This is a genomic window from Amycolatopsis sp. DG1A-15b (assembly GCF_030285645.1).
GTDB lineage: Bacteria > Actinomycetota > Actinomycetes > Mycobacteriales > Pseudonocardiaceae > Amycolatopsis.
In genome coordinates, this window is the sequence record NZ_CP127296.1 from 5993160 (window position 1) to 6019698 (window position 26539).

The window sequence follows — 26539 nt, forward strand, 5'->3', positions numbered from 1 at the left end:
TCCTAATGCGCGACGGCGGCGGCGCCGTGCTCGTCGACGAGGGCACCGGTGGTGAACCGGTCGAGGGCGAAGGGCTCGGCGTACTCGTGCGGCTTGCCCCGCGCGATGGTCTGCGCGAAGACGTCCCCGACACCGGGTGTCGCCTTGAAGCCGCCGGTGCCCCAGCCGCAGTTGAGGAACAGGTTTTCCACCGGCGTGAGGCCGATGATCGGCGAGGCGTCCGGGCTGGTGTCGACGATCCCGGCCCACGTCCGCAGCAGGTGCGCCCGCGCGAACACCGGGAACAGCTCCAGCGCGGCCGCCATCTGCTGCTCGATGATGTGGAACGAGCCGCGCTGGCCGTAGCCGTTGTAGCTGTCGATGCCCGCACCCATCACGAGCTCGCCCTTGTGTGCCTGGGAAACGTAGACGTGCACGGCGTTCGACATGACGACCGTCGGGTGGATCGGCTCCAGCAGCTCGGACACCAGCGCCTGCAGCGGGTGCGACGTCAGCGGCAGGTCCAGCTCGACCATTTTCGCGAGCACGGAGGTGTGCCCGGCCGCGCACAGCGCCACCTTGCCCGCGGCGATCCGGCCCCTGGACGTCTCGACGCCGGTGACCCGTCCGTCCACTGTGGAGATCCCGGTGACCTCGCAGTTCTGGATGAGGTCGACGCCCAGCTCGTGCGCGGCGCGGGCGAAACCCCAGGCCACGTAGTCGTGCTTCGCGATGCCCGCGCGCGGCTGGAAGGTCGCGCCGAGCACCGGGTAGCGGACGTCCGGGGAGGTGTTGACGATCGGGCAGATCTCCTTGACGCCGTCGGCATCCACCCATTCGGCGTCGATGCCGTTGAGCTTGTTGGCCTCCACGCGGCGGACGCTGTCGCGGACGTCCTGGAGGCTGTGCGCCAGGTTGAGCACCCCGCGCTGGCTGAACAGGATCGGGTAGCCGAGGTCGTCTTCGAGCCCTTCCCACAGCTTGAGGGAGTGCTCGTAGATGCCGGAACTCTCGTCCCAGAGGTAGTTCGAGCGGATGATCGTGGTGTTGCGGGCCATGTTCCCGCCGGCGAGCCAGCCCTTCTCCAGCACGGCGACGTCGGTGATGCCCTGTTTGGCCAGGTAGTACGCGGTCGCGAGGCCGTGCCCGCCGCCGCCCACGATGACCACGTCGTAGGCCTTCTTCGGCTCCGGGTTGTCCCAGAGGAAGTCCGGGTGCTCCGGCAGGTCGGTCATCCCGCACCCCTTCGTGGTCGACTTCTGATATATCAATCGTCGATGTAGGCTAAGCGGCGTGCACCCCCAGGTCAATCCCCCTTCGCTGGCGGAACAGGCGTACCGCTTCATCCGCGATCGCCTGGTCATGCTGGACATCCCGCCGGGCTCCCCGCTCAACGAGGAGGAGCTCGGCAGCACGCTCGGCATGGGCCGGACGCCGATCCGCGAGGCGCTGAAGCGGCTGGAGTCCGAACGCCTGGTCGTCGCCTACCCGCGGCGCGGGACGTTCGCCACCGACGTCAACATCTCCGACCTCGCGCACATCTCCGAGGTCCGGCGCACCCTCGAACCGATGGCGACGGCGGCCGCGGCCGAGCGCGCGACCGCGGCCGACCGAGGAACCCTCACCGAGCTGCGCGCGCAGCTCGACACCGGCGTCCCGGCCGGGGACAACGCCGAACTGCTGCGCACCGACCTCGCCCTGCACCGGGCGATCTACCGGTGCGTGCACAACCCGTTCCTCGAGGACACGCTGATCCGGTACGACAACCTCGCGACGCGGATCTGGTGCGTGTTCGTGCCCCGGCTGTCCGGGATGGCCGGCCACGTCGACGAGCACGTCCCGCTCCTCACCGCGATCATCGAAGGTGACGCCGAGAAGGCCGCTGCGTTGACGCTGGAGCACGTCACCGGGTTCGAGGCCGCCATCCGGGCGTTGATCTAGACCGCCAGCCGGGTCCGCACCCAGTCGTGGAAGGCGCCGATGTGGTGCTCGCTCGGCACGAGCACCCCGCCGTTGGCGTACGCACGCGAGTCCATCGCCAGCTGGCAGCGTTCGCACGCTTCGAAGTCCTGCAGGTTGACGCGGTGGAACAGCTCCACCGACCGGGTCAGGTCCGTGCCGGATTCGACGACTTCGGGCAGGTAGAGCCAGTCGCAGCGGACCAGCGTCCGGTCCGGGGCGAGCGGGAACATCCGGTGCAGGATCACGTGGTCCGGGACCAGGTTGACGAAGACGCCCGGTTTGATGGTGATCGCGTAGTACTTGCGGTCCTGGGCGTCGGTGACGCCGGGGAGGCGGTCGACGCCTTCGCTGCCGTCGACGGTGAAGCCCTTGATGTCACCGCCGAATTCGGCGCCGTGGCCGACGTAGTACTGCGCGGCGTAGCCGTCGGCGAACTCCGGGAGGACTTCGGTGAGCTCCGGGTGGATCGTCGCGCAGTGGTAGCACTCCATGAAGTTCTCGATGATCTGTTTCCAGTTGGCCTTCACGTCGTACTCGATGCGCTTGCCCAGCGCCAGGCCGTCGATGCCGTAGGCGTCGATCTCGTTGGCGCTGCCGAGCCGTTCGGTGACCGCGCCGACGACGGTCTCTTCGAACGACGGAGGCTCGTCGGCCAGGCAGACCCAGGCGTAGCCGAGCCATTCCCGCAGGTGGAGCTTCGTCAGGCCGAACTCGGTGCGGTCGACGTCCGGCATCCCGGTGAGGTTGGGCGCGGCGATCAGCTTGCCGTCGAGGCCGTACGTCCAGGCGTGGTACGGGCACTGGAAAGCGCGCTTGACCGTGCCGCTCTCCGAGGTGCACAGCCGGGCGCCGCGGTGGCGGCAGACGTTGAGGAACGCGTTCAGCCGCCCGTCCCGGCCCCGCGCGACGAGCACACTCTCCTTGCCGATCTGCACGGTCTCGAACGACCCGGGACCGGCGAGGTCGGCGCTGCGCACGGCGCAGAACCAGTCCGCCTCGAAGATCTTCGCCTGCTCCAGCGCGAAGACCGCCGGATCGGTGTAAGAGCTGCCAGGCAAGGTGGCGAGCAGGCTCGGCGGCAGGTCGGTTGTGGTCACCGGCGTGGTCCTCTCCGCGGATCAGGACGGGAGTAGTTGCGCAGAACGCGGCTTGTTGCACACTCCGCATCAGAGTGACCCCCGCCCCAACCCCCTGTCAACCCACCTTTTTCAACGCCGCCAGGCGTTTCACCCACACGGCGTGACCGCGGGGTCAACACGCGTGATTGAACAGTCGACACGCGTGATCAAAGGGTCAACACGCGGATGGAGTTGCCCCGGTGAGGCGGACACGGGTTTTCAGGCAGCTGGGGCTTGAGCGTAGTTGCTTCGGGTTTCGGCCGGGGTGTTTTGGCCGATGGTGGAGTGCAGCCGCTTGTGGTTGTAGTAGCGCAGGTAGGTGAAAATGTCGTGGCGGGCGTGGTCGCGGGTGCGCCAGATCGTGGTGCCGATCTCGGTCTTCAACGTGGCGAAGAAGGCTTCGGCGACGGCGTTGTCGTAGCAGGACCCGACCCGTCCCACCGACGGGCGGATCTTCTTCTCGGCGAGGGCGGCCCGGAACTGGCCGGAGGTGTACTGAACTCCCCGGTCGGAGTGGAACACCGCGTTGTCGCCGATGAGGCCGCGGGCGGTGGCCAGGTCGATGGCCTGGCAGACCAGGTCGGTGCGCATGTGGCTGGCCATGGCATGCCCGACGACCTCGCGGGTGTGCAGGTCGATGACGGTGGCCAGGTAGAGCCAGCCTTCGAAGGTGGGCAGGCAGGTGATGTCCCCGACCAGCCGTTGTCCCGGTTTCTCGGCGGTGAAGTCCCGGCGGATCAGATCACCGACCGGGTCGAGGGGGCCGGCCGCAGGCCGGGTCAAGGCTCGGCGTTTGCGGCGGGTGATCCCGGCCAGACCGTGCTCTCGCATCAGCCGCTCGACCCGCTTGTGATTCACCAGGTGGCCGCGGCGGTGCAGTTCCGCGGTCACCCGCGGCACCCCGTAGGCGCCGCGATGCTCGGCATGGATTGTGCCGATCAGGGCGACCAGATCGGCCTCGGCCTCCGCCCGCGCGGTCCGGACCGGCTCGGTGGCGGCCCATTCGTGGAAGCCCTGCCGACGCAGCCCCAGGACCTGGCACAACCGCTTCACGCCGTAGGTGGCGCGGTGTTCGGAGATGAATCGGTAGCGGTAGCTCATCGATCCATCTCGCGCGCAAAATAGGCGGCCGCTTTGCGCAGGATCTCCTTCTCTTTCTGCAGCTCAGCGACCTGCCGCCGCAACCGTGCCACCTCATCGGCCACCGCCGGGTCCTCCACCGGCGGCCCGGCCTCGGCGGCCTGCTTGGCCACGTTCACCCACGACCGCAGGGTCTCGTGATTGACCCCTAGCTCGCGGGCGATCTGCCGCAACGGACGGTCACTCGAGTTCACCAGCTCGATCGCGTCACGACGGAACTGCTCCGGATACTTCGACCTGCGAGACACCAGGACATCCTCCCTCCAGACCACCGTCTGGAATCAAGGTTGTCCGCTCCCAGGGGGCAACTCCACGGACCCGCCGTGTCGACCCTTCAATCACGCGTGCCGGCTTCCCAATCACGCGTGTTGGCGTTTCCGTCACGCCGCCGGGCCGTCGATCGCGCGGCGGAAGAGGGTTTCGATCTCCTCGCGCGTCGGGCGGGGGTCGGCCAGGGCCGCCTGCATCAGGAGGCCGCAGAACAACCCGGCGAGGAGCCGGCCGGTGAGCGGGTCCGTGCGGGAGCCGAAGAACGCGATCAGGGCGTCGTCCCAGGCCGCGCTCGCCTTGCGCAGCCGCGGCCGGTGCAGCGCGGCCACGTACAGGTCGTACTCGACCACGGTGTCGCGGTACTGCTCGTTGATGTAGCCCATGACCAGGTCGGCGAGGGCCGCGGCGAAGTCGGCGTCCGGCGGCAGCGCCGACTCCCACTCCTTCAGCGCGTGGACGTTCTTCTCCGCCGCCTCGACCAGGGCCACTTCCAGCAGGTCGTCCAGGGTCGCGAAGTGGTAGGTCGTCGAGCCCAGCGGCACGCCGGCGGCCGCCGCGACGGCCCGGTGGGTGACGCCGTCGATCCCCCGCTGGGCGACGACCTCGATCGCCGCCTTGGCGATCCGCGCCCGCCGTTCCGGGTCGTTCGGGCCGCGGCGCCGGGCCGCGGCGGGTTCCGTGTTCGACATCGGTGTCGAGCCCCCTTGTGGACATCTGTACACGCTTCGCGTACAAATGTACGCACTCAACGCGCCGAGCAGCCACTACCGATCCGGGAAGGGCCGCATGAAAGACCTCCACATCGACGGCATTTGGACGGACGCGTCCGCCGGAACACGCTCCGACGTGCTGAACCCCGCCACCGGCCAGGTCATCGAGACCGTCGCCGAAGCGGGCCGCGAGGAGGTCGACGCCGCCGTCAGAGCCGCCCGCCGGGCCTTCGACGGAGGTCCGTGGCGGCAGACGACCGCCACCGAACGCGGCGCCCTGCTCCGCAAGGTCGCCGACCTCCTGGTCCGCGACCGCGAGGAACTGGCCCGCACCGAGAGCCTCGACACCGGTAAGACGCTGGGCGAAGGCCGCATCGACATCGACGACGTGACGAACGTCTTCCGCTACTACGCCGACCTCGCCGGCAAGGACGCCGGACGCCTGGTCGACGCCGGCAGCGCGACCGTCGTCAGCCGGATCGTGCACGAACCGGTCGGCGTCTGCGCACTGATCGCGCCCTGGAACTACCCGCTGCTCCAGATGTCCTGGAAGGTCGCGCCGGCCCTCGCCGCGGGCAACACCGTGGTGCTCAAGCCCAGCGAGGTCACCCCGCTGACCACGATCAAGCTGGTCACCCTGCTCGAAGAAGCCGGCACACCACCCGGCGTCGTCAACCTCCTGCTCGGCGACGGCCGCGTCGGCGCGGCGATGGTCGAGCACCCGGCCGTGGACCTGGTCTCCTTCACCGGCGGTTACGCGACCGGCGAGAAGATCATGACCGCCGCCGCGAAGGGCGTCCGCCGGGTCGCCCTCGAGCTCGGCGGCAAGAACCCGAACGTCGTCTTCGCCGACGCCGACTACGAAACGGCGCTCGATTACGCCCTGATGGCGGCGTTCGTCCATTCCGGACAGGTCTGTTCAGCGGGCGCGCGGCTGATCGTCCAAGATGGAATCCATGATCGGTTCGTCGCCGACCTCGCCGCACGCGCCGACCGCATCCGGGTCGGCGACGGCCTCGATCCCGCGACCGAAACGGGCCCGCTCGTCTCGGCGCAGCACCGCGCCAAGGTCGAGGGCTACATCGAAAGCGCTCTCGCGGAGGGCGCCCAGCTCCGGGCGGGCGGCAAGCGGCCCGAAGGACCGGAGTACGAAGGCGGTTTCTTCCTGCGCCCCACCGTTTTCTCCGGCTGCACGAGGGAGATGGCGATCGTCCGGGAAGAGGTCTTCGGCCCGGTCGTCACCGTGGAACGCTTCGCGCAAGAGGCTGACGCGATCGCGCTGGCCAACGACACCGAGTACGGGCTCGCCGGAGCCGTGTGGACGTCGGACGCGTCCCGCGCCCAGCGGGTCGCCGGGGCCCTGCGCCACGGCACCGTGTGGATCAACGACTACCACCCCTACCTGCCCCAGGCGGAGTGGGGCGGGTTCGGCAAATCGGGCATCGGCCGCGAACTCGGACCGTCCGGGCTGGCCGAGTACCAGGAGAGCAAGCACGTCTACCAGAACATCGACCCTGTTCCGCAGCGCTGGTTCAAAGGCTGAAGCTTCCCCCACCACCACGTAAGGACGCTGCCATGACCACCCAGGAAATACCGGCGGGCGGGGGGCCTGCTGCCGACGACAACTCCGACCTCGAAAAGTTCGGCTACCGCCAGGAGCTGGAGCGCTCGCTCGGCTCGTTCTCCAGCTTCGCCGCCGGCTTCAGCTACATCTCCATCCTGACCGGCGTGTTCCAGCTGTTCTTCTTCGGCTTCGGCTCGGGCGGACCGGCGTTCATCTGGACGTGGCCGCTGGTCTTCGTCGGCCAGGCCGCCGTGGCCCTGTGCTTCGCCGAGCTCGCCGGGCAGTTCCCGCTCGCCGGCTCGGTGTACCAGTGGGCCAAGCAGATCGCGAAACCGTCGACGTCGTGGCTGGCCGGGTGGATCATGATCATCGGCGCGATCGTGACGGCGGCCGCCGTCGCGGTGGCGTACCAGATCATCCTGCCGCAGGTGTCGACCGCGTTCCAGCTCGTCGGCAGCGACGACGACGCCGGCCTGACGTCGACGCCGGGCGGCGCGCAGAACGCCATCATCCTGGCCCTGGTGCTGGTCGTGTTCGCCACGATCGTCAACATCATCGGCGTCAAGCTGATGGCGAAGATCAACAACTTCGGTGTCGCGGTGGAGCTTGGCGCGAGCGTCCTGCTGGTGATCGCGCTGGCCATCCACATCAAGCGCGGCCCCGGCCTGGTCTTCGACACCGCCGGCACCGGTGAGGGTCACTCGTTCGGGTACCTCGGGGCGTTCCTGGTGGCGTCGCTGATGAGCGCGTACGTCTTCTACGGCTTCGACACCGCGGGCTCGCTGGCCGAGGAGACCACCCAGCCGCGGCGGCACGCGCCCCGCGCGATCCTCCGGGCGATCACGGCGGCGTTCATCGTCGGCGGGCTGATCATGCTGTTCGGCATGATGGCCGTCGGCGACCTGAGCGCCAAGGAGCTCAGCACCTCCGGCATGCCCTACCTGCTCAAGAGCACCCTCGGCGAAGGGCTCGGCGACGCCTTCCTGATCTGCTCGGCCATCGCGATCACCGTCTGCTGCCTCGCCGTGCAGACCGCGGCGATCCGGATGACCTGGGCGATGGCGCGCGACGGCCGCCTGCCGTTCAGCCGCGCGATGGCGAAGGTGTCGCCGCGTTCCAAGACGCCGGTGCTGCCGGCGCTGCTGACCGGTGGCCTCACCGTCGTCGTGCTGCTGATCAACCTCGGCAACCAGCGGGCGTTCTTCATCCTGACCTCGACGGCGATCATCCTGTTCTACATCCCCTACCTGATGGTCACCGGCCCCATGCTCGTCCGTCGCCTGCGCGGCGGCTGGCCGCGCCCGGAGCACGGCCCGTACTTCAAGCTGGGCCGCTGGGGCACGGTGGTCAACCTGGTTGCGGTGGTCTACGGCGCGGCCATGACGATCAACCTGATCTGGCCGCGCGCCGAGGTCTACGGCTCCGACCACTGGTACTTCCAGTGGGGCGCGGTGATCGTCACCGGGCTGATCGTGATCATCGGTGCGATCATGCTCTACGTCCGGCGCCGCACCTGGGGCTCCGCGCACACCAGCCCCGAACACATGCCCGACAACGCCCCGGACACCCTGCCCGGCTAGGAGGACGCATGAGCACCGAAACCTACGACTTCGTCATCGTCGGCGGTGGTTCGGCGGGCTGCGCGCTGGCGAACCGGCTGTCGGCCGACCCATCGAACAAGGTCCTCGTCCTGGAGGCGGGGCGGTCCGACTACAAGTGGGACGTCTTCATCCACATGCCGGCCGCGCTGACCTTCCCGATCGGGTCGAAGTTCTACGACTGGGGCTACCGCAGCGAACCCGAGCCGTACATGAACCGCCGTCGCATCTACCACGCGCGCGGCAAGGTGCTCGGCGGGTCCTCCAGCATCAACGGGATGATCTTCCAGCGCGGCAACCCGATGGACTACGAGCGCTGGGGCGCCGACCCCGGGATGTCCACTTGGGACTACGCGCACTGCCTGCCGTACTTCAACCGGATGGAGAACTGCCTCGCTGATGACGACCCGCGCTCTTCAAACAGCACAGTCGGTCAGTGGCGCGGCCACGACGGTCCGCTGGAGCTGGAGCGCGGCCCGGCGTCGAACCCGTTGTTCAAGGCCTTCTTCGACGCCGCCGAGGAAGCGGGTTACCCGCGCACCGACGACGTCAACGGCTACCGGCAGGAGGGCTTCGCGGCCTTCGACCGGAACGTCCGGAAAGGACGGCGGCTGTCGGCCGCCGGCGCCTACCTGCACCCGGTGATGAACCGGCCGAACCTCACGGTGAAGACGCACGCGTTCGTCTCGCAGGTCCTCTTCGACGGCACGCGCGCGGTCGGCGTCGAGTACGCGCAGGGCCGGGGCGTGCCGGGCGAGGTGTACGGCAAGGAGATCATCCTCTGCGGCGGCGCGATCAACACCCCGCAGCTGCTGCAGCTCTCCGGCGTCGGCAACGCCGCCGAGCTGGAGAAGCTCGGTATCGACGTCGTGAAGGACCTGCCGGGCGTCGGCGAGAACCTCCAGGACCACCTGGAGGTGTACATCCAGTACGCCTGCAAGCAACCGGTGTCGATGCAGCCGTCGCTGGCGAAGTGGAAGCGGCCCTACATCGGCGCGCAGTGGCTGTTCCTGCGGTCCGGGCCGGCCGCGACCAACCACTTCGAGGGCGGCGGATTCGTCCGGTCGAACGACGAGGTGAAGTACCCGAACCTGATGTTCCACTTCCTGCCGGTGGCGATCCGCTACGACGGGTCGTCGCCCACGGGCGGCCACGGCTACCAGGTGCACGTCGGCCCGATGTACGCCGACACCCGCGGCTCGGTGAAGATCACCTCGACCGACCCGCGGCAGCACCCGGCGATCAAGTTCAACTACCTGTCGACCGAGACCGACCGCAAGGAGTGGGTCGAGGCCGTGCGGGTCGCCCGGAAGATCCTCAACCAGTCCGCCCTGGACCCGTTCAACGGCGGCGAGATCTCCCCGGGACCGTCGGTCGAAACCGACGAAGAGATCCTCGACTGGGTCGCCAAGGACGCCGAAACCGCGCTGCACCCGTCGTGCACGGCCAAGATGGGCGTCGACGAGAAGTCCGTCGTCGACCCGCAGACCATGCGGGTGCACGGCACCGAGGGCCTGCGCGTGGTCGACGCGTCGGTGATGCCCTACATCACCAACGGCAACATCTACGCCCCGGTGATGATGGCCGCCGAGAAGGCCGCCGACCTCATCCTCGGCAACACCCCGCTCGCCCCGATCAAGCTGCCGTTCTACCGGCACGGGGAGAACTAGCTCCGGCGTCGTCGCGCCCGTACCGCCATCCTCGGTACGGGCCGTCGGCGTGCCCGGGATACCCGTTACCCGGTAACGAAAACTACCGGGGCGTACCCCCTTGACGACGTCCTCCGGGGGATTCAGACTTTGTTGCGGATCACAGTTGATGTTCCCCTATGCGCAACAGTCTCGGAGGACCCATGATTCGCGCGTGCACGGTGGACGAACTGCCCCCCGGTGAGTCCGTCCGGATCCCCGGGCCGCCCGCCATCGCGGTGTTCCACACCGAGGACGGCGAGCTGTACGCCATCGGCGACACGTGCACCCACCAGGACGCCTCCCTGGCCGACGGCTGGCTCGAAGGCTGCTTCGTCGAGTGCCCGCTGCACGCGGCGCTGTTCGACCTGCGCACGGGCATGCCGACCTGCCTGCCGGCGAAGGACCCGGTGCGCACGTACGCCGTGGTCGTCGACGAAGGCGTCGTCTACGTCCAAGGCGTGGCCGACGAGGACGCCGCGTGAAGCGCGTCGCGGTCGTCGGCGCTTCGCTCGCCGGGGTCCGCGCGGCGCAGGAGCTGCGCGCGCAGGGGTACGACGGCGGGATCGTGCTGATCGGCGACGAGCCGCACCTGCCCTACGACCGGCCGCCGCTGTCGAAGGCCTTCCTGGCCGGGACGGCTTCGCGCGAGTCGCTGGACCTGCTCGACACCGGTGACCTGGCGTCCCTGGCCCTGGACTTCCGGCTCGGCGTCCGGGCGACGGCGCTGGAGCCGGCCGACCGGCGCGTGCTGCTGTCGGACGGCACGTCGGTGCACGCGGACGGCGTCGTGATCGCCACCGGCGGCCGGGCGCGCACGCTGCCGGGCTTCGAAGGCGCCCACACGCTGCGGACGGTCGACGACGCCCTTGCCCTGCGCGCGGCGTTGGTGCCCGGGGCGCGCGTGGTCATCATCGGGGCCGGGTTCATCGGCGCCGAGGTGGCCTCGACGTGCCGGTCACTGGGGCTGGACGTGGTCGTCCTGGAGGCCTTGGCCGCTCCCCTGGCGCCGGTGCTGGGCCCTTCGCTGGCCGCTGTCTGTGCCCGGCTGCACGCCGAGCACGGCACGGACCTGCGCTGCGGCGTCTCGGCGACGGGCATGGACGCGGCGGGCGTCCACCTGGCCGACGGTTCCCTCGTCCCGGCCGACGTGGTCGTGGCCGGCGTCGGGATGACGCCGGCGACCGAGTGGCTGGCGGGCTCGGGGTTGAAGGTCGGCAACGGCGTCCACACCGACGCGGGCTTGGTCACGGACCTGCCCCAGGTGGTGGCGGTGGGCGACGTGGCCCGGTACGGGGGCCGGCGGCACGAGCACTGGACGAACGCGTCCGAGCAGGCGCCGGTGGCGGTGGCCAACCTGCTGGCCGGGCACACGGCGCGGACGTACACACCGAGCGGATACGTCTGGTCGGACCAGTATTCGGGGACGTTGCAGCTGGCCGGGCACCCCCGTCCGGACGACACGCTTTCGTTCGTGGACGGCGACCCGGCGTCGTCGTCGTTCGTGGCGACGTTCTCGCGGGACGGCGCGACGGTCGGCGTCTTCGCCCTGAACAACGCGAAGCTGTTCAACCGCCTGCGGCGCCAGGCCCTGCGCCGTCCGGCGACCGTCTGAAAGTCTCAACCGGTCTTTCAAGGATACGCTTCACCCACATGGAGCTGACCCTCGCCGAACTCCGGGCGTTGACGAGCTGGGCCGCAGCCTGCGCGGCCCGGACCCTGCCGCTGTACGAATCCCGGGTTCCCGCCGACCCCCGCCCCCGCGAGGCGATCTCCGCGGCCGAGCAGTTCGCCGCGGGCGGCCCGCGCACCAAGGCCCTGCGCACGGCGGCCTGGGCGGCGCTGGCCGCGGCCGGCGCGACGGCCGACCCGGTCGCCTCCGCCGCCGCGCGCGCGGCGGTCGGCGCGGCCGGGGCCGCGTACTTGCATCCCCTGGCGTCACCTCACCAGGTGAAGCACATCGTGGGCCCGGCCCAGCAGGCGGCACTGGCGTGCGAACTGGCGGGTGGTTCCGCGGAGGCGGAGATCGAGTGGGCCCTCGCGCAGGCCCCGCCGGAGGTGCGCGAAACGCTGGAGAAGTTCCCGCCCGGCAACCCGGGCAAAACCCGACTGGGCGAGCTGCACCGCCGGCTGGAGTCCGCCCTCCGAGCACCGCGCGACGGGCATCGCCCGTGATGCCCGTCGCGGTACTCCGCCCCGAACGGGTCAGCCGTGCGGCACGCCTGTTCCCGGTTCGCCCCCGAAGAAGTCCTGCAGGATCTCGGTGAACCGCGCCGGCTGCTCTTCGGCCACGTAATGACCGCAATCGTCGAGGACCACCCCGGTGACATCGCCGGCCACCGGCCGCATCGTCTCGGCGACCAGCGCGCCGCTGTACCGCGCGCCGCCGACGGCGAGCACCGGCAGCGTCAGCCGGGTCTTCCCCCGCCGCTCGTTCTGCGCGATCGTCTCGTCCAGCGCCCGGTAGTACGCGAAGCTCGCCCGCAGCCCGCGAGGATCCGCGACGATCGCATCGACGTAGACGTCGACGGCGTACGCGGGGATCGCGTCCGGAGTGGCGCCCTTGGTGGCGAACTGGTAGCCGAAGAACAGCCGCTCCCGCCCACGGACCAGCTCCTCGTTGAGGTCGGTGAGCCGGTTGAAGCCGAAGTGCCAGAGCCGCTGGTTGACCGCGGCCGGGCTGAAGACCGGCGGGGTCGGCGTGATACCCGGGATGATGGCGTCGACGACGGCGAGCCGCCCCACCCGCTCGGGGTGGTCGGCAGCGAGGGCGTACCCGGTCCACCTGCCGATGTCGTGGCCGGCCACGTCGAACCGGTCGTGCCCGAGCGCGGCCATCAGCGCGACCAGATCGGCGGCCAGCGTGCCGGCGTCGTAACCGTCGTCGGGCTTGTCGGAGAGCCCGGCCCCGCGCGAGTCGACGGCGACGACGGTGTGCTCGCGGGCGAGCGCGGGCATCACCTCCCGCCAGGCGTACCAGGTCTGGGGCCACCCGCCGACCAGCAGCAGCGGCGGGCCGGCCCCGCCGGTGACCGCGTGCAGCCGCAGCCCGTTCACTTCCACGAACCGGCTGGTGAAGACGTCGGTGAACCCGTCGGGCAACCGCAGCGAACTCAAGCTCGCCGTCCTCATCTTGGAACGATCGGTGCAACTTCTCATGCCGGGGACCTTACGCATGATGGAACGATCGGTGCAAGATGTGTAGGCTGCTGAACCATGGCGGGCCGCAAGCAATTCGACGTGGACGAGGCGTTGCGAGGCGCGATGCACGTCTTCTGGCGCTGGGGCTATTCGGAGGCCTCGATCGACCGCCTGACGGAGGGCACGGGCCTGGGCCGGAGCTCGCTCTACGGCACCTTCGGCGACAAGAGCGCCCTCTTCCGCAAAAGCCTCGAGCGGTACGTGCAGACCTACCACCCGCTGTACGAGCACGCGTTGTCCGGCCCGCACCCGAGCCCGAGCGCCGTGGTGGCCGCCTACCTGCGGGTCACCCTGAACCGCATCGCCGACCCGGCGGTCCCGGACGGCTGCCTGCTCACGGTGTCGGCCACGCAGTTCCCGGCCCTCGACGCGGACGGCCAGGCGATGGTCCGCGCCATGATCGACGGTGTGCGGGCGATGCTGGAGCAGGCGTTGCTGGCGGCGGGGGCCGATGGGCAGCAGGCGGCAGAGCTGGCGTTGTGCACGCTGGCAACGAACAAATCCCTGGCGGTGCTGAGCCGCGCCGGCTTCTCGAACGAAGACCTGGAAACCGTCGCCGCGGCGGCCGCCCGTGTGCCCGGAAAACCGAGCGGCGGATCATCGTCTCGGACGGCCGGCCTTCCCGGGCAGCGCAGCTAGAGGGCGAGATCGTCCAAATCGGACTCCAGCCTCGCCCGCCAGGTCCAGCGGCGTTCCGTCGTGTCCGCGTCCTCCGGGGCCGGCGGGCCCAGCGGCAGCGCCGGCTCCGTGACCCCGAACGTCACCCGGTACGCCAGGACCGACGCGGCCGTCCGGATCCACGCGTCACCCGATGTGCCGGACGGCGGTGCGACACCCAGCGCGTTCCCGAACCAGGTCGGCAGCAGGACGTTCGAGCCCAGTGCGTCGGTGATCCGGGTGCGCAGCCGCACCTGCAGGTCGTGCCACGCCCGTTCGGCCCGCTCCAGCTGGGGCAGCACCCGCGCCTCGACCGCGTCCGCCTCGCGCAACGCCAGCCGTGCCTTCTCCGCCGCGGCCGAAGCGGCCGGGAGCTCCTCGTCCAGCACCGTCCGGCGCCGCGTCGCCAGCGCGCGCAGCCTTGACTCCGCGTCGCCGCGCGCCCGGGACGCCCGGTCCGTCGACGCCAAGACCCCGATCACGTCCAGGAGGTCGGCGTCGCACCGGGAAAGGGCCCCGCGCACCGCGTCCAGGTGCGCGATTTCCTCCGCGTACCGGGCGCGCTGCTCCTTGGTGACGAGCTCCTTGTGCAGGTCGTCCCACCGCGCCGCCTCGGCCGCGAGCGCCCGCGTCTCCGCGCCGACGTCGTCCAGGTCGGCCTGCGGCACCCCGTCGGCCACGCGCACCGCGCGCTCCAGGACGCGGACCTGCTGCTGCAGCCGTTCCAGCTGCCGGGCGAGCAGGTCGAGCCGGTCCTGCTGCCGGTGCGCGCCGCCGCTTTCGAGCCGCTCGGTCAGTTCGGCGACGTCCTGACCCAAGCGGTCGTCGGCCGCGCGCAGCCCGTCGACCGCCGCGAACAGCTCGTCCAGGTCGCGGCGCGCCGGATCGGCGGTCTCGAGGTACTCGTCCGAGAACTCGGGATCGTCGCCGTAGGTCGCGTAGCCGTGGCTCACGGGATCCGGCTTTCCCGCCACAGCAGCGCGACCGTGCCCGCGGCGCCCAGCGCCGCCAGGATCGTGAGGACGACGGCCGCCGCCCACGGGAGCAAGGCGCCGGCCAGCGCCAACGCCGTGACAGTGCCCGCCCACGCCGCCCGCGTCCGCTCGCGGATCACGGCGCCGGCCCGGCGGACCGGCGCGAAGCCGATCCACAGCCCCGCGCCGAACAGCGGCACCAAAACCAGCAGCCACGCCGGCGAAACCACCTCGAACAGCACCAGCGCCGCGGCGGCCAGCGGCACCAGCACGGGCGCGGCCGCGAACCAGACGACGGCACGCTGCGTCGCCGCGTGCCGGGACTCGAGCTCGGCGTCGGCGAGGCGCCGCTCGGCCTCGTCGAACGCCAGCTCGGCGTCGAGCAGCCGGTGGGCCGTCGCCACGAGCCCGTCCATCTCCTCGACGTCCGCCGGCGGGGTCGCGAGCCCGTCCCGCAGGTCCTGCTTGAGCCGGGCGACGCGTCCCTCCGCCAGATCGCGGTCGTGCTGGGCCGGTGTCGTCACGCAACCACTTTAGGTGCCGCCACCGTCACCACCGGCCAACGCGGCCGGTGAGTCGTCAGAGGTCTCCCAGTGCGGTGACCGGCGACTCCACGCAGTCGGCGACGAACCGCAGGAACCCGCCCGCCGTGCCGCCGTCGCAGACGCGGTGGTCGAAGGCCAGCGTCAGCTCGCAGATCTTCCGCACCGCCAGCGCGCCGTCGACCACCCACGGCCGGTCGATGATCCGGCCGATGCCGAGGATGGCGGCCTCGGGGTGGTTGATGATCGCGGCCGAGCCGTCGACGCCGAAGACGCCGTAGTTGTTCACCGTGAAAGTGCCGCCGGTGAGGTCCGCGGGCGCGAGCTTGCCGTCCCGGGCCGTGCGGGCGCGCTCGCCGATCGCCGCCGACAGGTCCCGGGTGGACAGCTCCCCCGCGTCCCGCACCACCGGCACGACCAGACCGCGCTCGGTCTGCGCGGCGAACCCGAGGTGGATCTTGTCCAGCAGCACGATCTCGTCGCCTTCGACGCGCGAGTTCAGCTCGGGGTACCGGCGCAGCCCCGCGACGGCGAACCGCGCGATCAGCCCGAGCAGGCTCACCGGCCGGTCGGTCTTGGCGTTCAACGCCGCGCGGGCGGCGACCAGCTCGCTCGCGTCGACGTCCACCCACACCGTCGCCTCGGGAATCTCCCGCCGGGACGTCGTGAGCTTGTCGGCGACGGCCTTGCGCACCCCGGTCAGCGGGATGCGCTTGCCCGTCGCGGCCGGCTTCTTCAGCGCCGCTTCGACGTCCGCGCGGCGGATGATGCCGTCCGCGCCGGTGGCGGTGACCTTCGCGAGGTCGATCCCGTTGTCGGCGGCCAGCTTCCGGACGAACGGCGAGATCACGCCGGGCGCCTTGGCCTGGGGGGCGGGCGCTTCGACGCGGCGGACACGCTTGCGCCGAGTGGTGGGCGCGGTGCCGTAGCCGATGAGGACGTTGCCGCTCCCGGAAGACGGAGCAGACACGGTGACGCCGGGCTCGGCGAACCCGCCGACGCTCAGCAGCGGCGCGCCGACCGGCAGCAGCTGCCCCGGCTCGCCGTGCAGCGCGGACACCACGCCGGCGAAGGGCACTGGCACCTCGACCGCCGCCTTCGCCGTCTCCACCTCGACGACGACCTGGTCGACGTCGACGGTGTCGCCGACCTTGACCCGCCAGTCCACGATCGCCGCCTCGGTCAGGCCTTCACCGAGGTCCGGCAGCAGGAAGTCAGGCACCGGCCACCACCGGCGTGTCGTCCCACTGCAGGCGCGCGATCGTGTCGAGGATCCGGTCGACGTCGGGCAGCTGGTGGCGCTCGAGCTTCGGTGCCGGGTAGGGGATGTCGAGCCCGGTGACCCGCAGAACGGGCGCGTGCAGCTGGTGGAAGCACTGCTCGGTGACGCGCGCGACGACCTCGGCGCCGTAGCCGCCGAAGCCCGCGGCCTCGTGGACCACCACCGCCCGTCCGGTGCGGCGGACCGAAGCGGTGACGGTCTCGTCGTCGAACGGCGACAGCGAGCGCAGGTCGACGACCTCGACGTCCCAGCCCTCGGCCTTCGCCGCGTCGGCGGTTTCCAGCGCGGTGGCGACCATCGGGCCGTACGCGATGAGCGTGACGTCCTTGCCGTGGCGGCGGACCACGGCCCGGTCCATGGCCGGGCCCGAGCGGGTGAAGGTGACCTCTTCGCTCGACCAGTAGCGGCACTTCGGTTCGAGGAAGACCACCGGGTCCGGCGACTCGATGGCGTCGCGGAGCAGGTCGTAGGCGTCCTGCGCGGTGCCCGGCGTGACGACGCGCAGGCCCGGCGTGTGCGTGTAGTAGGCCTCGCTGGAGTCGCAGTGGTGCTCGACGCCGCCGATACCGCCGGCGTAGGGCACGCGGATGACCATCGGCAGCGAGAGCGCGCCGCGGGTGCGGTTGCGCAGCTTCGCCACGTGCGAGGTGATCTGCTCGAACGCGGGGTAGGCGAAGGCGTCGAACTGCATCTCGACGACCGGCCGGAACCCGCCCATCGCCATCCCGACGGCGAACCCGACGATGCCGGACTCGGCGAGCGGGGTGTCGAAGCAGCGGTCCTCGCCGAAGTCGGCGGTGATGCCGTCGGTGACGCGGAAGACGCCGCCGAGCGTGCCGACGTCCTCGCCGAACACGAGCACGCGGTCGTCGTCCTTGAGGGCGTCCCGCAGGGCCGCGTTGAGGGCCTGCGCCATGGTGGTCGTCATCAGGCCTCCAGTTCGGCTTCGAGTGCCGCCCGCTGCCGCCGCAGCTGGGGGGTGGGTTCGGCGTAGACGTGGTCGAACAGCGACAGCGGGTCGAGTTCGGGTTCGGCGTTCATGGTGTCGCGGACGGACTGGGCGAACACCTCGGCGTCCGCCGCGAACCGCTCGATTTCGGTGTCGTGGAGCAGGTTCCGGCTCTTGAGGAACGTTTCGAGCCGCTTGAGCGGGTCCGCTTCGCGCCACTTCGCGACTTCTCCGGCGTCGCGGTAGCGGGTGGCGTCGTCGGCGTTGGTGTGGGCGTCGATGCGGTAGGTGTGGGCCTCGACGAGGACCGGCCCCTTACCTTCGCGCGCGTGCTTCACCGCGTCGTCGAGGACGGCCAGGACGGCGACGGCGTCGTTGCCGTCGACCTGCTCCGAGCGCATGCCGTAGCCGATGCCCTTGTACGCCAGCGCGGCCGCGGCGCTCTGCTTTTCGAAGGGCACCGAGATGGCGAAGCGGTTGTTCTGCACGAAGAACACGACGGGCGCCTTGAAGACGGCCGCGAAGTTGAGCGCTTCGTGGAAGTCGCCTTCGCTGGTGGCGCCGTCCCCGATGAGCGCGAGCGCGACAGCCTCTTCGCCGCGTCGCTGCATCGCGTGCGCCAGCCCGGCGGCGTGCAGAGTCTGCGTCGCCAGCGGAGTGCACTGAGGTGCAACGCGCGTCTCGACCGGGTTGTAGCCGCAGTGCGCGTCGCCGCGAAGGAGCGTCAGGACTTCGCCGGGCTTCAGGCCGCGGGCGACGAGGGCGACGGAGTCGCGGTAGGTCGGGAAGAGCCAGTCCCGGGTTTCGAGGGCGAGTGCCGCGGCGACCTGGCAGGCCTCCTGGCCGGCACTGGACGGGTAGACGGCGAGACGGCCCTGCTTGGTGAGCGCGGTCGCCTGGACGTCGAACCGGCGGCCCAGGACCATCAGCCGGTAGGCCTCCTTGAGCCGTTCTCCCGCGGGTTCGCCGTACGTGCCGTGCTCGTCGGCCCGGCTCCCGTCTTCGGCGACGAACCGCACGGGGGCAGCGGACGGCAGCAGGGTCTCCACAGCCATGACGCGCACCACCTCTCCCAGACATATGATGCTGAAATGGTCGTTCTCGGCGGTGGTGTGTTCAAGGGTTGGCGGAAATGAGCGACAAACTGCCTTTAGAAGGTCCTCATGGCACCCAAACGTCCACTGGTGTCCTGGCTCACGGGGGTCTGCCGGGACGAACGGTCCCGGCACTGGACGACGTCGACCGGGCGATGCTGGCGGAGCTGTCCGCGGACGGCCGCTTGGCGGTGCGCGCGCTGGCGGAGCGCCTGCACATTTCGCGGACGAACGCGTACGCGCGGCTGGAGCGGTTGATGGCGGAGGGGGTGATCACGGGCTTCGGCGCGCGGATCGACCCGCGCCGGGCGGGCCTGGGCACGTCGGCCTACATCATGGTGACGGTGGAGCAGACGTCCTGGCGCACGATGGCCACGGACCTGCACGAGATCCCGTACGTGGACCACGTGGCCCTGGTGGGCGGCGACTTCGACATCCTGCTGCTGGTCCGGACGCCGGACAACTCGACGCTGCGGGACGTGGTGCTGGAGCGCCTGCAGGCACTGGAGGGCGTGCGGTCGACGCGGACGTGGCTGATCTTCGAGGAACTGCCGGGCTCGGTGCTGAGCTGAGCGGCGCGCTCAGCCGAACGTCCAGACCAGCACCGCCTGCCCCTCCTCGGCGACTCCGCCGGCCGCGCGGTAGGTCGCCTTCGCCGGGGCGTTGTCCCCTTCCGTGACGACCCACATGCCGTAGCACCCGCGCTCGCGAGCCAGTTCCCCCAGCGCCGTCACCAGCGACCGGCCGAGGCCCTGCCCGCGGAAGGCGGCCTCGACACCCAGTTCGTACAGGAACATCTCGGTGCCCTTGTCCGGGTGGGTCATCTCCACGCCGGTCACCATGCCCGCCGGCACCTCGTCCACGTACGCGACCAGCAGGTGGTGGCCTTCGGCGGCGAGGAAGCGCTCGGCGGCGTCCGGCCGCGGGGGATCGTCGAACAGGTGCCCGGCCGCCAGGAGCGGATCGAGCGAGACCACACGGCGGACGTCCATGGGGCAGAACCTTTGCCCGCCAGTGCCCTTGACCGCAACAGCATTACGCGTTAGGCGTGGCCCCACCACCGAGCGACTCTTAGTTTATGTCGAGAATTAACAGGCCGTCCAAACAATCGAAACCCTTGACTGCCTCCCCGTCACCCGGTGAGGATCGGCCGGTCCGCCGTTCATCGCAGAATGGACCAGCCCCATGGCCAGAAGATCCCGCGCGTGGTCTCGTGCGCGCCGAAGTTCGCTCGTCACGCTGATGAGCCTGAGCCTGCTGGGCGGGATCGCCCAGGCGACGCCGGCTCAAGCCGAAGTGCCACAGCCCGTCATCGGCCAGCCCGCCAAGGACAAGGACGGCTGCGCCAAGATCGAAAAGACCCTGCCGACCCTCGCGGACTGGCCGAAGGTCGACAGCCGGCTCAAGGGCAAGGCCGGCGACGAGCAGCGGATCGCCGAAATCCTCAGCGGCATGACGCTCGAGGAAAAAGTCGGGCAGATGACGCAGCCCGAGATCGCCGCCATCACCCCCGACGAGGTCCGCCAGTACGCCATCGGCTCGGTCCTCAACGGCGGCGGCTCGTGGCCGGGCGGGAAGAAGTACGCCACCCAGCAGGACTGGCTGAACCTCGCCGACTCCTACTGGAACGCCTCCAAGACCAGCCGCACGAAGATCCCCGTCATCTGGGGCATCGACGCCGTGCACGGCAACAACAACGTCTACGGCGCCACCGTCTTCCCGCACAACATCGGCCTCGGTGCCGCGCACGACCCGTGCCTGGTCCGCGACGTCGCCGGCGCCACCGCCCGGCAGATCCGCGCCACCGGCCAGGACTGGGCCTTCTCGCCGACCCTCGCCGTCGTCCAGGACGACCGCTGGGGCCGCACCTACGAAGGCTTCTCCGAGGACCCGCGCATCACCCGCGCGTACGGCTTCGAAGCCATCAACGGCCTCCAGGACGGCGCCACCAAGCGCATCGGCTACAACGGCGTGATCGCCACCGCCAAGCACTTCATCGGTGACGGCGGCACGATCAACGGCCAGGACCAGGGCGTCAACCCCTCGTCCGAAGCGGACATGATCAACATCCACGGCCAGGGCTACTACGGCGCGCTCGCCGCCGGCTCGCAGACCGTGATGGTGTCGTTCAACAGCTGGACCAACGCCGACCTCGGCATCAACGAGGGCAAGCTGCACGGCAGCGACAAGGCGCTGAACCAGATCCTCAAGGGCAAGATCGGCTTCGACGGCCTCGTCGTCTCCGACTGGAACGGCATCGGCCAGGTCACCGGCTGCACGAACTCCTCGTGCCCGCAGGCGATCAACGCCGGCATCGACATCGTGATGGTGCCGAACGACTGGAAGGCGTTCATCACCAACACCGTCGCCCAGGTGCAGAGCGGCCAGATCCCGATGGCGCGCATCGACGACGCCGTCACCCGCATCCTGCGCGTCAAGCTGCGTGACGGCCTGTTCGAGTCGCAGAAGCCGTCGGACCGCTCCTACGCCAACTCCGACGAGGCGCTGAAGGACAACTGGCTGGCCCGCGACGCCGTCCGCGAGTCGCAGACGCTGCTGAAGAACAACGGCAACGTGCTGCCGCTCAAGCCGGCGTCGAAGGTCCTGGTCGTCGGCAAGAGCGCCGACAACATCCAGAACCAGACCGGCGGCTGGACGCTCAGCTGGCAGGGCACCGGCAACACGAACGCCGACTTCCCCAACGCCACGTCGATCCTGACCGGCATCAAGCAGAACCTGGGCGACGCCAACGTCACCTTCGACGCCACCGGGAACGTCGACCCGAAGGGCTTCGACGCGGTCATCGCCGTCATCGGCGAGACGCCGTACGCCGAGGGTGTCGGCGACCTGACCCGCAAGTCGCTCGAGGCCTCGAAGCTCTACCCCGAGGACCTGGCTGTGCTGGACAAGGTCAGCGGCAAGGGCACCCCGGTCGTCACCGTGTACGTCGGCGGCCGCCCGCTGTACATGAACAAGGAGATCAACCGCTCCGACGCGTTCGTGGCGGCGTGGCTGCCCGGCACCGAGGGCGGCGGCGTCGCCGACATGCTGGTCAAGGGCAAGGACGGCACCGGCTACCGGGGCACGCTGTCGTACTCGTGGCCGAAGAGCGCGTGCCAGTCGCCGCTCAACCCGTGGTCGCCGGGCTACGACCCGCTGTTCAAGCTCGGCTACGGCCTCAAGACCGGGCAGCGCGTGACGGTCGGGCAGCTGGACGAGACCTCCGGGCCGGCGTCCTGCACCTCGACCGGCGGCGGCGGCGGGACCGCAACCCAGGACCTGTCGATCTTCGACCGCACCGACGTCCCGCCGTACACCAGCCAGATCGGCTCGGCGGAGAACTGGGGCGGCACGGTGATCGGCCCGGACGGCACGGCGGCCCACACCGAGATCAACGTTGTCCCGACCGACGTCAACGTCCAGGGCGACGGCCTGAAGGCGACCTGGACCGGCGCCGGCGCGGCCCAGCTGTACATGCAGAACACGGCGGGCACGAACGACCTGCGCGGCTACCTCAACGCCGACGCGGCGCTGGAGTTCGACACGACCGTGCAGCAGGCACCGGCCAACCGGACGGTGATCAGCATGCACTGCGTGTACCCGTGCTTCTCCGAGGTGAACGCGACGAAGCTGTTCACCGACCTGGCGGGCGGCCCGAAGACGACGGTGAAGATCCCGGTGTCCTGTTTCAACAACGCGCTCGACTTCGAGCACATCAACACCCCGTTCCTGGTCTACACCGACGGCGCGTTCCAGGCGTCGTTCGCGAACGTGCGGTGGGTCCCGAAGGGGGCTCAGGATCCGGACGCGAGATCCTGTTCGAGCTTGACCTGACGGCGACCGGGCCGGGAGCTTCCGCTCCCGGCCCGGTTCGTTTTCATCCGAACCTTCCCCAGGCACGCATGATCTCGTCGACCTGATCCATCCTCAGGCCACGGACCGGCCGGTAATCCGCCCTCGGCGCCCTCCCCGCCCGGTCTCTTTTCCGCCACGATGGACGAATGACCTCCGAAGCGGCCGCGCTCGCCGACGAACTCCTGGACGTGCTCGGCACCTGGACGCCGCTCGAAGCGACGTTCGCGGGTGTTCCGGGCCACGACGCCGAGCTGCCCGATCCGAGCGAAGCCGGCCATGCCCGGCTGCGGACGCGGGCCGCCGGCGTGCTGGCGCGGGCGCGGGCCTCGGCGGATCCCGACGGTGTGACGCTCGGCGTGGTCACGCAGCAAGCGGAGGCCGTGCTCGCGCGGCTCGACGCGAACGACGTCGAGTTCACCCTCGCCGACCCGCTGTACGCCATCGGGATGAACCACCTCTCCTTCCTGCCGCAGCTCACGCCGTCCGGCGAGCAGGCCGAGGAAGACTTCCTGACGCGGCTCGCCGCGATGCCCGCGTTCTATGAGGCCCTGGCGCTGCGCCACGGTGCCGGCCTCCGCGCCGGGCGGACGCCGGTGGAGCGCATGACGCACCACGCGATCGCGTTCCTCGACCGCTTTCTGGCGCAGGAGAAGCCCTTTCCCCAGCCGCTGACCGGGGATCGCGGCGAACGTCGCGACCGGCTGGTGACCGAGGTCGTCCGGCCGGCGCTGACGCGCTACCGCGAGTTCCTCGCGAGCGAAGTCGCCGGGCGGGGCCGGCCCGACGACCGGCCGGGGCTCTGCTGGCTCGAAGACGGCGAAGCGCACTACGCGGCCCTGGTGCGGATGCACACGACCACCGGCCACAACCCCGAAGAGCTGCACCGGCTGGGCCTCGACGTCCTCGCCGGGCTCGAGGCCGAGTACGCCGAGCTCGGCGGGCGCGTGTTCGGGCTGACCCGCCCGGCCGACGTGCGCCGCCGGCTGCGAAGCGACGAAAGCCTCCGCTGGCGCGACGCCGAGGAGATGCTGGAGACCGCGCGCGCCGCCGTCGCCAGGGCGACCGCCGCCGCACCGGACTGGTTCCCGCGGGTGCCGGACGCCGAGTGCGTCGTCCGGGCGGTGCCGGAAGCCGAAGCACCCGTCGCCGCGGCGGCGTACTACATGCCGCCCGCGCTCGACGGTTCACGCCCGGGCGTCTACTTCACCAACACCCACGAGGTGCGCACGCGCGACCGGTTCATCGCCGAGACCGTGGCCTTCCACGAAGCCGTCCCCGGCCACCACTTCGCGGAGTCGCTGGCGCAGGAGCTGACCGGCCTGCCGCAGCTGCGGCGGATCGCGATGATCACCGCCTACGGCGAGGGCTGGGCGCTCTACACCGAACGGCTCGCCGACGAGATGTGCCTCTTCTCCGACGACCTGATGCGGCTCGGCATGGTGGCCGAGGATTCGGTCCGCGCCGCGCGGCTGGTGGTCGACACCGGCCTGCACGCGCTGGGCTGGACGCGCGAACAGTGCGTGGAGTTCCTTCGCACGCACACCGTGCTGAGCGAGGTCGAGGTGCAGTCCGAGACGGACCGGTACATCGAGTCCCCCGGCCAGGCGCTGGCCTACCTGACCGGGCGGCTGGAAATCCTGCGCCTGCGCCGCTTCGCCGAGGAGCGGCTCGGGGAAGCGTTCTCCCTGAAGGACTTCCACGGCGTGGTCCTCGGCGGCGGCCAGCTGCCGCTGAAGGTACTGGACGAGGTCGTCCGCGCGTGGGTCGATCAGTGCTGCGGGCCGTAGGACTTCTGGCACGGGTAGCCGTCGCCGGTGGCGGACCAGCTCGCGGGAAAGCCGTTCTGCGCCCAGGCCGCGTACGCCTGCGCGTAGGGGTAGCCGCGGGCGTTCAGCCACTGGCACGGCGTCTGGCCGGCCGCGGGCGTGATGGTGATCCACGGCTGGGCGTCGATCCAGCTCGGCTGCGCGTACCACTGGCTCGTGGCGGCCACCCCCTTCGGGGCGACGTACACGGTCTGCGGCGGTGGTACGAAGACGGTTTGCGGCACCGGCGCGGTGACGGTGGGGATGACCGGTGCGGTGACGGTCGCGGTGGACGCGGGAGCCTGGGCCGGGCTGCCGGAAACCGCCCGCGGCAACCCGCACCCGCCGAGGGCGAGCGCGGCTGAAAGGGCGACGGCTGTCCGAAGTGCACGCATGGGTGGCTCATTTCGTCCGGGTCATGTGACTGCCGGTGATGACGCCGCCGGAAACGGTGTAGGTACCGGAGAAGGTGCGGGTGCTGCCGTCGGTCTGGACCGCCGCCAGCACCACCGAGACCGTGCTGCCGCGGACATCGGTGACGGTCAGCGCGTCCCACGACGTCGTCGCGAACCCGTTGACGTACCGGGTGTATCCGCCGTCGCCGGCCAGGCGGCTGCCGCCGAGTGCCCACGCGGTGGCGAATTCGTGGCGGTTGAGCGCGTCGTAGTAGGCGACGACCGTGCGCGCCTCCGCGGTTTCCGCGGGCGCCGCGGAAACGGGTGGCTGGACGTAAACCGTCTGCGGCGCGGGAACCGCGACCGTCGCCGTGCTCGTCACCGGCGCCTGCGGGGTCACCGGAACGGCCACCGGCACGCCCACCACCGGCGTTCCGCACGCGGCCGCACCCGCCAGGATCAGGGCGGCCACGGCGATTCTGGTCGCGGTCACGGCCATCACCTTCTTCCGGGTCCGCTCCCTGGGTCGCCCGCCCGGCGGGTTCTGCAACGCATTCCCGGAACCGCGACGCAAGCGTTACCCCGTGGAATTCACCCGTGCCGGCGGCTGATGTCGTAGGCCGTCATCGCGGCGGCCAGGTGGCGGGCGTCCGCCGGGCGGGTCGCGTCGTAGCCGGTGATCAGCTGGACGCGGCCCAGCCGGTAGGTGAGCGTGTTGCGGTGGATGTTCAACGCCGTCGCCGCTTCGCCGCGGTTGTAGCCCGACGTCACGAACGCGCGCAGGGCGTCGATCAGGTGCGGGTGCTCCGCCAGCGGCGACAGCACTCCGGCGAGCGCTTCCCGCGCGGGGCCCGGCTGGGCCAGCTGGTACTCGATCGCCAGATCGGCGAGCCGGTAGAGCCGCGGCGGGCGGTGCAAACCCTCGGCCAGCGCCAGGATTTCCACCGCTTCGGAGTGCGCGGCCGGGATGTCGGCCAGCGTGGGAGCCCGGGACGCGGCCGCGGCGCACGGCCGTCCGCAGACCCGGTCGACCCGCGCCGCCACGGCGTCCACCGCGGACCCCGCCGGCACCAGCAGCACGCCGCCGTCACCCTGGAACGTCACCAGCACGCCCGGTTGACTGTCCAAATCGGACCGGACGGCGCGGAAGAGGTCCGTCGCCGCCCGGGAGGCCGACGAGGTGGGCGACGGCAGGTGGAACACGACGACGTCGTAGCTCTCGGCCAGCTCCCGCCGCCGCACCGGGCGGCCGGCCAGCAGGCTGGCGGCGAGGTTCTGCCGGTCCTCCCGGCGCTCCCAGTCGAGGTCGTCGCGCTCCCGGAGATACGCCTCGGCGACGCGCGGCATCACCTCGCCGAGGAAGTCCAGCATCCGCGCGCCGAGCAGGGCACGGTCACCGGCCACCAGCTCCCACGCGACGCCGGCGGCCAGGGGGTAGATCTTCAGCACGGCCTCCAGCGGCAGGCCGTCACGGGCCCGCTCGGCGCCCCACGCGATCGGCAGCGCGAGCTCGTCCTCGGTCGGCCGCCGGTCCTCGGCGACCGTGGTCAGGAACAGCTCGAACACCGCCGTCGCGTTGGCGACCAGGTCGCCCTCCAGCACGCTCGCCGGCAGCAGCCGGTACGCCGGGATCTCGGCGGCGCACCGGGCCATCATCGCGGCGGCGATCTCCCCGGCCCGCGGGAACAGGGCGTCGACGGCATCCACCGCCGTATTGTCACCGTGCACAAACGGCCAGGGCAAGTTTCTGCGCGTT

General features: G+C 70.6%; 26 protein-coding genes. 11 read left to right on the forward strand and 15 right to left on the reverse strand.

Annotated elements, in window-relative coordinates; genetic code table 11:
- Window positions 1-2 precede the first annotated feature (2 nt).
- Window positions 3-1214: a sarcosine oxidase subunit beta family protein gene (locus tag QRY02_RS27335; protein ID WP_285985702.1), complete on the reverse strand. Its 1212-nt coding sequence runs from the start codon at window positions 1212-1214 to the stop codon at window positions 3-5.
- A gap of 58 nt (window positions 1215-1272) precedes the next feature.
- Between QRY02_RS27335 and QRY02_RS27340 the strand changes: the two genes are divergently transcribed.
- Window positions 1273-1920: a GntR family transcriptional regulator gene (locus QRY02_RS27340; RefSeq protein ID WP_285985703.1), complete on the forward strand. Its 648-nt coding sequence runs from the start codon at window positions 1273-1275 to the stop codon at window positions 1918-1920.
- On the opposite strand, the gene QRY02_RS27345 is transcribed toward QRY02_RS27340, so the two are convergent.
- From QRY02_RS27345 to QRY02_RS27360, 4 genes are all read right to left on the reverse strand, one after another.
- Window positions 1917-3038, reverse strand: coding sequence for an aromatic ring-hydroxylating oxygenase subunit alpha (locus QRY02_RS27345; protein ID WP_285985704.1), 1122 nt, complete (start codon window positions 3036-3038; stop codon window positions 1917-1919). The two genes, QRY02_RS27340 and QRY02_RS27345, sit on opposite strands and share 4 nt — an antisense overlap.
- Before the next feature lie 240 nt (window positions 3039-3278).
- Window positions 3279-4160, reverse strand: coding sequence for an IS3 family transposase (locus tag QRY02_RS27350; RefSeq protein ID WP_285985705.1), 882 nt, complete (start codon window positions 4158-4160; stop codon window positions 3279-3281).
- The gene (locus QRY02_RS27355) at window positions 4157-4447 is read right to left on the reverse strand and encodes a transposase (RefSeq protein ID WP_285985706.1); all 291 of its coding nucleotides are present in this window, start codon (window positions 4445-4447) and stop codon (window positions 4157-4159) included. The genes QRY02_RS27350 and QRY02_RS27355 overlap by 4 nt, the downstream gene beginning before the upstream one ends.
- Before the next feature lie 132 nt (window positions 4448-4579).
- Window positions 4580-5158 carry a TetR/AcrR family transcriptional regulator gene (locus QRY02_RS27360; RefSeq protein WP_285985707.1) on the reverse strand — a complete coding sequence of 193 codons (579 nt, stop codon included), beginning with the start codon at window positions 5156-5158 and terminating at the stop codon, window positions 4580-4582.
- A gap of 97 nt (window positions 5159-5255) precedes the next feature.
- Here QRY02_RS27360 and QRY02_RS27365 point away from each other — a divergent pair, with 97 nt between their 5' ends.
- The 6 genes from QRY02_RS27365 (at window position 5256) to QRY02_RS27390 (ending at window position 12204) form a co-directional block, all read left to right on the forward strand.
- A complete protein-coding gene (locus QRY02_RS27365) occupies window positions 5256-6722 on the forward strand; it encodes an aldehyde dehydrogenase family protein (protein WP_285985708.1) in 1467 nt (488 codons plus the stop codon).
- Between the two features lie 32 nt (window positions 6723-6754).
- Window positions 6755-8323 carry an amino acid permease gene (locus QRY02_RS27370; protein WP_285985709.1) on the forward strand — a complete coding sequence of 523 codons (1569 nt, stop codon included), beginning with the start codon at window positions 6755-6757 and terminating at the stop codon, window positions 8321-8323.
- Between the two features lie 8 nt (window positions 8324-8331).
- On the forward strand, window positions 8332-10011 hold the full coding sequence (gene betA / locus QRY02_RS27375) for a choline dehydrogenase (protein ID WP_285985710.1): 1680 nt from the start codon (window positions 8332-8334) through the stop codon (window positions 10009-10011).
- A gap of 182 nt (window positions 10012-10193) precedes the next feature.
- On the forward strand, window positions 10194-10514 hold the full coding sequence (locus QRY02_RS27380; protein ID WP_285985711.1) for a bifunctional 3-phenylpropionate/cinnamic acid dioxygenase ferredoxin subunit: 321 nt from the start codon (window positions 10194-10196) through the stop codon (window positions 10512-10514).
- Window positions 10511-11644 (forward strand): NAD(P)/FAD-dependent oxidoreductase, encoded by a 1134-nt coding sequence (locus QRY02_RS27385; protein ID WP_285985712.1) that lies wholly within the window; start codon window positions 10511-10513, stop codon window positions 11642-11644. Before QRY02_RS27380 ends, QRY02_RS27385 begins: the two co-directional genes overlap by 4 nt.
- Before the next feature lie 38 nt (window positions 11645-11682).
- Window positions 11683-12204, forward strand: a complete 522-nt coding sequence (locus tag QRY02_RS27390) for a putative immunity protein (RefSeq protein WP_285985713.1) — start codon at window positions 11683-11685, stop codon at window positions 12202-12204.
- A 30-nt stretch (window positions 12205-12234) separates the two neighbouring features.
- Here QRY02_RS27390 and QRY02_RS27395 read toward each other — a convergent pair whose 3' ends face one another.
- Window positions 12235-13161 (reverse strand): alpha/beta fold hydrolase, encoded by a 927-nt coding sequence (locus QRY02_RS27395; protein ID WP_285985714.1) that lies wholly within the window; start codon window positions 13159-13161, stop codon window positions 12235-12237.
- A gap of 84 nt (window positions 13162-13245) precedes the next feature.
- Between QRY02_RS27395 and QRY02_RS27400 the strand changes: the two genes are divergently transcribed.
- Window positions 13246-13869 carry a TetR/AcrR family transcriptional regulator gene (locus tag QRY02_RS27400; protein WP_285985715.1) on the forward strand — a complete coding sequence of 208 codons (624 nt, stop codon included), beginning with the start codon at window positions 13246-13248 and terminating at the stop codon, window positions 13867-13869.
- On the opposite strand, the gene QRY02_RS27405 is transcribed toward QRY02_RS27400, so the two are convergent.
- From QRY02_RS27405 to pdhA, 5 genes are read right to left on the reverse strand one after another with little or no spacing between them, the layout of a single operon-like run.
- Window positions 13866-14840 carry a coiled-coil domain-containing protein gene (locus QRY02_RS27405; RefSeq protein ID WP_285985716.1) on the reverse strand — a complete coding sequence of 325 codons (975 nt, stop codon included), beginning with the start codon at window positions 14838-14840 and terminating at the stop codon, window positions 13866-13868. The two genes, QRY02_RS27400 and QRY02_RS27405, sit on opposite strands and share 4 nt — an antisense overlap.
- Window positions 14837-15385 carry a hypothetical protein gene (locus QRY02_RS27410; protein ID WP_285985717.1) on the reverse strand — a complete coding sequence of 183 codons (549 nt, stop codon included), beginning with the start codon at window positions 15383-15385 and terminating at the stop codon, window positions 14837-14839. Before QRY02_RS27410 ends, QRY02_RS27405 begins: the two co-directional genes overlap by 4 nt.
- A gap of 55 nt (window positions 15386-15440) precedes the next feature.
- Window positions 15441-16625, reverse strand: coding sequence for a dihydrolipoamide acetyltransferase family protein (locus QRY02_RS27415; protein ID WP_285985718.1), 1185 nt, complete (start codon window positions 16623-16625; stop codon window positions 15441-15443).
- Window positions 16618-17613 (reverse strand): alpha-ketoacid dehydrogenase subunit beta, encoded by a 996-nt coding sequence (locus QRY02_RS27420; protein WP_103338373.1) that lies wholly within the window; start codon window positions 17611-17613, stop codon window positions 16618-16620. The genes QRY02_RS27415 and QRY02_RS27420 overlap by 8 nt, the downstream gene beginning before the upstream one ends.
- A complete protein-coding gene (pdhA, locus tag QRY02_RS27425; RefSeq protein WP_285985719.1) occupies window positions 17613-18689 on the reverse strand; it encodes a pyruvate dehydrogenase (acetyl-transferring) E1 component subunit alpha in 1077 nt (358 codons plus the stop codon). The genes QRY02_RS27420 and pdhA overlap by 1 nt, the downstream gene beginning before the upstream one ends.
- Window positions 18690-18823: 134 nt before the next feature.
- On the opposite strand from pdhA, the gene QRY02_RS27430 reads away from it, so the two are divergent.
- Window positions 18824-19300, forward strand: coding sequence for an Lrp/AsnC family transcriptional regulator (locus tag QRY02_RS27430; protein WP_026468482.1), 477 nt, complete (start codon window positions 18824-18826; stop codon window positions 19298-19300).
- Window positions 19301-19309: 9 nt separating this feature from the next.
- Here the strand turns inward: QRY02_RS27430 and QRY02_RS27435 are convergent, their stop codons facing one another.
- Window positions 19310-19720 carry a GNAT family N-acetyltransferase gene (locus QRY02_RS27435; protein ID WP_285985720.1) on the reverse strand — a complete coding sequence of 137 codons (411 nt, stop codon included), beginning with the start codon at window positions 19718-19720 and terminating at the stop codon, window positions 19310-19312.
- A gap of 250 nt (window positions 19721-19970) precedes the next feature.
- Here QRY02_RS27435 and QRY02_RS27440 point away from each other — a divergent pair, with 250 nt between their 5' ends.
- Together QRY02_RS27440 and QRY02_RS27445 are read left to right on the forward strand one after the other, a co-directional pair.
- Window positions 19971-22562: a glycoside hydrolase family 3 protein gene (locus tag QRY02_RS27440; RefSeq protein ID WP_285985721.1), complete on the forward strand. Its 2592-nt coding sequence runs from the start codon at window positions 19971-19973 to the stop codon at window positions 22560-22562.
- Between the two features lie 167 nt (window positions 22563-22729).
- Window positions 22730-24370, forward strand: coding sequence for a DUF885 domain-containing protein (locus QRY02_RS27445; RefSeq protein WP_285985722.1), 1641 nt, complete (start codon window positions 22730-22732; stop codon window positions 24368-24370).
- Here the strand turns inward: QRY02_RS27445 and QRY02_RS27450 are convergent.
- The 3 genes from QRY02_RS27450 to QRY02_RS27460 all read right to left on the reverse strand — a co-directional run bounded on the left by QRY02_RS27450 (window position 24352) and on the right by QRY02_RS27460 (window position 26490).
- Complete coding sequence (locus QRY02_RS27450; protein WP_285985723.1) at window positions 24352-24783, reverse strand: hypothetical protein; 432 nt, start codon at window positions 24781-24783, stop codon at window positions 24352-24354. The genes QRY02_RS27445 and QRY02_RS27450 overlap by 19 nt on opposite strands.
- A gap of 7 nt (window positions 24784-24790) precedes the next feature.
- Window positions 24791-25282 carry a hypothetical protein gene (locus tag QRY02_RS27455; protein WP_285985724.1) on the reverse strand — a complete coding sequence of 164 codons (492 nt, stop codon included), beginning with the start codon at window positions 25280-25282 and terminating at the stop codon, window positions 24791-24793.
- 92 nt (window positions 25283-25374) lie between these two features.
- On the reverse strand, window positions 25375-26490 hold the full coding sequence (locus tag QRY02_RS27460; RefSeq protein ID WP_285985725.1) for a PucR family transcriptional regulator: 1116 nt from the start codon (window positions 26488-26490) through the stop codon (window positions 25375-25377).
- Window positions 26491-26539: the final 49 nt, after the last annotated feature.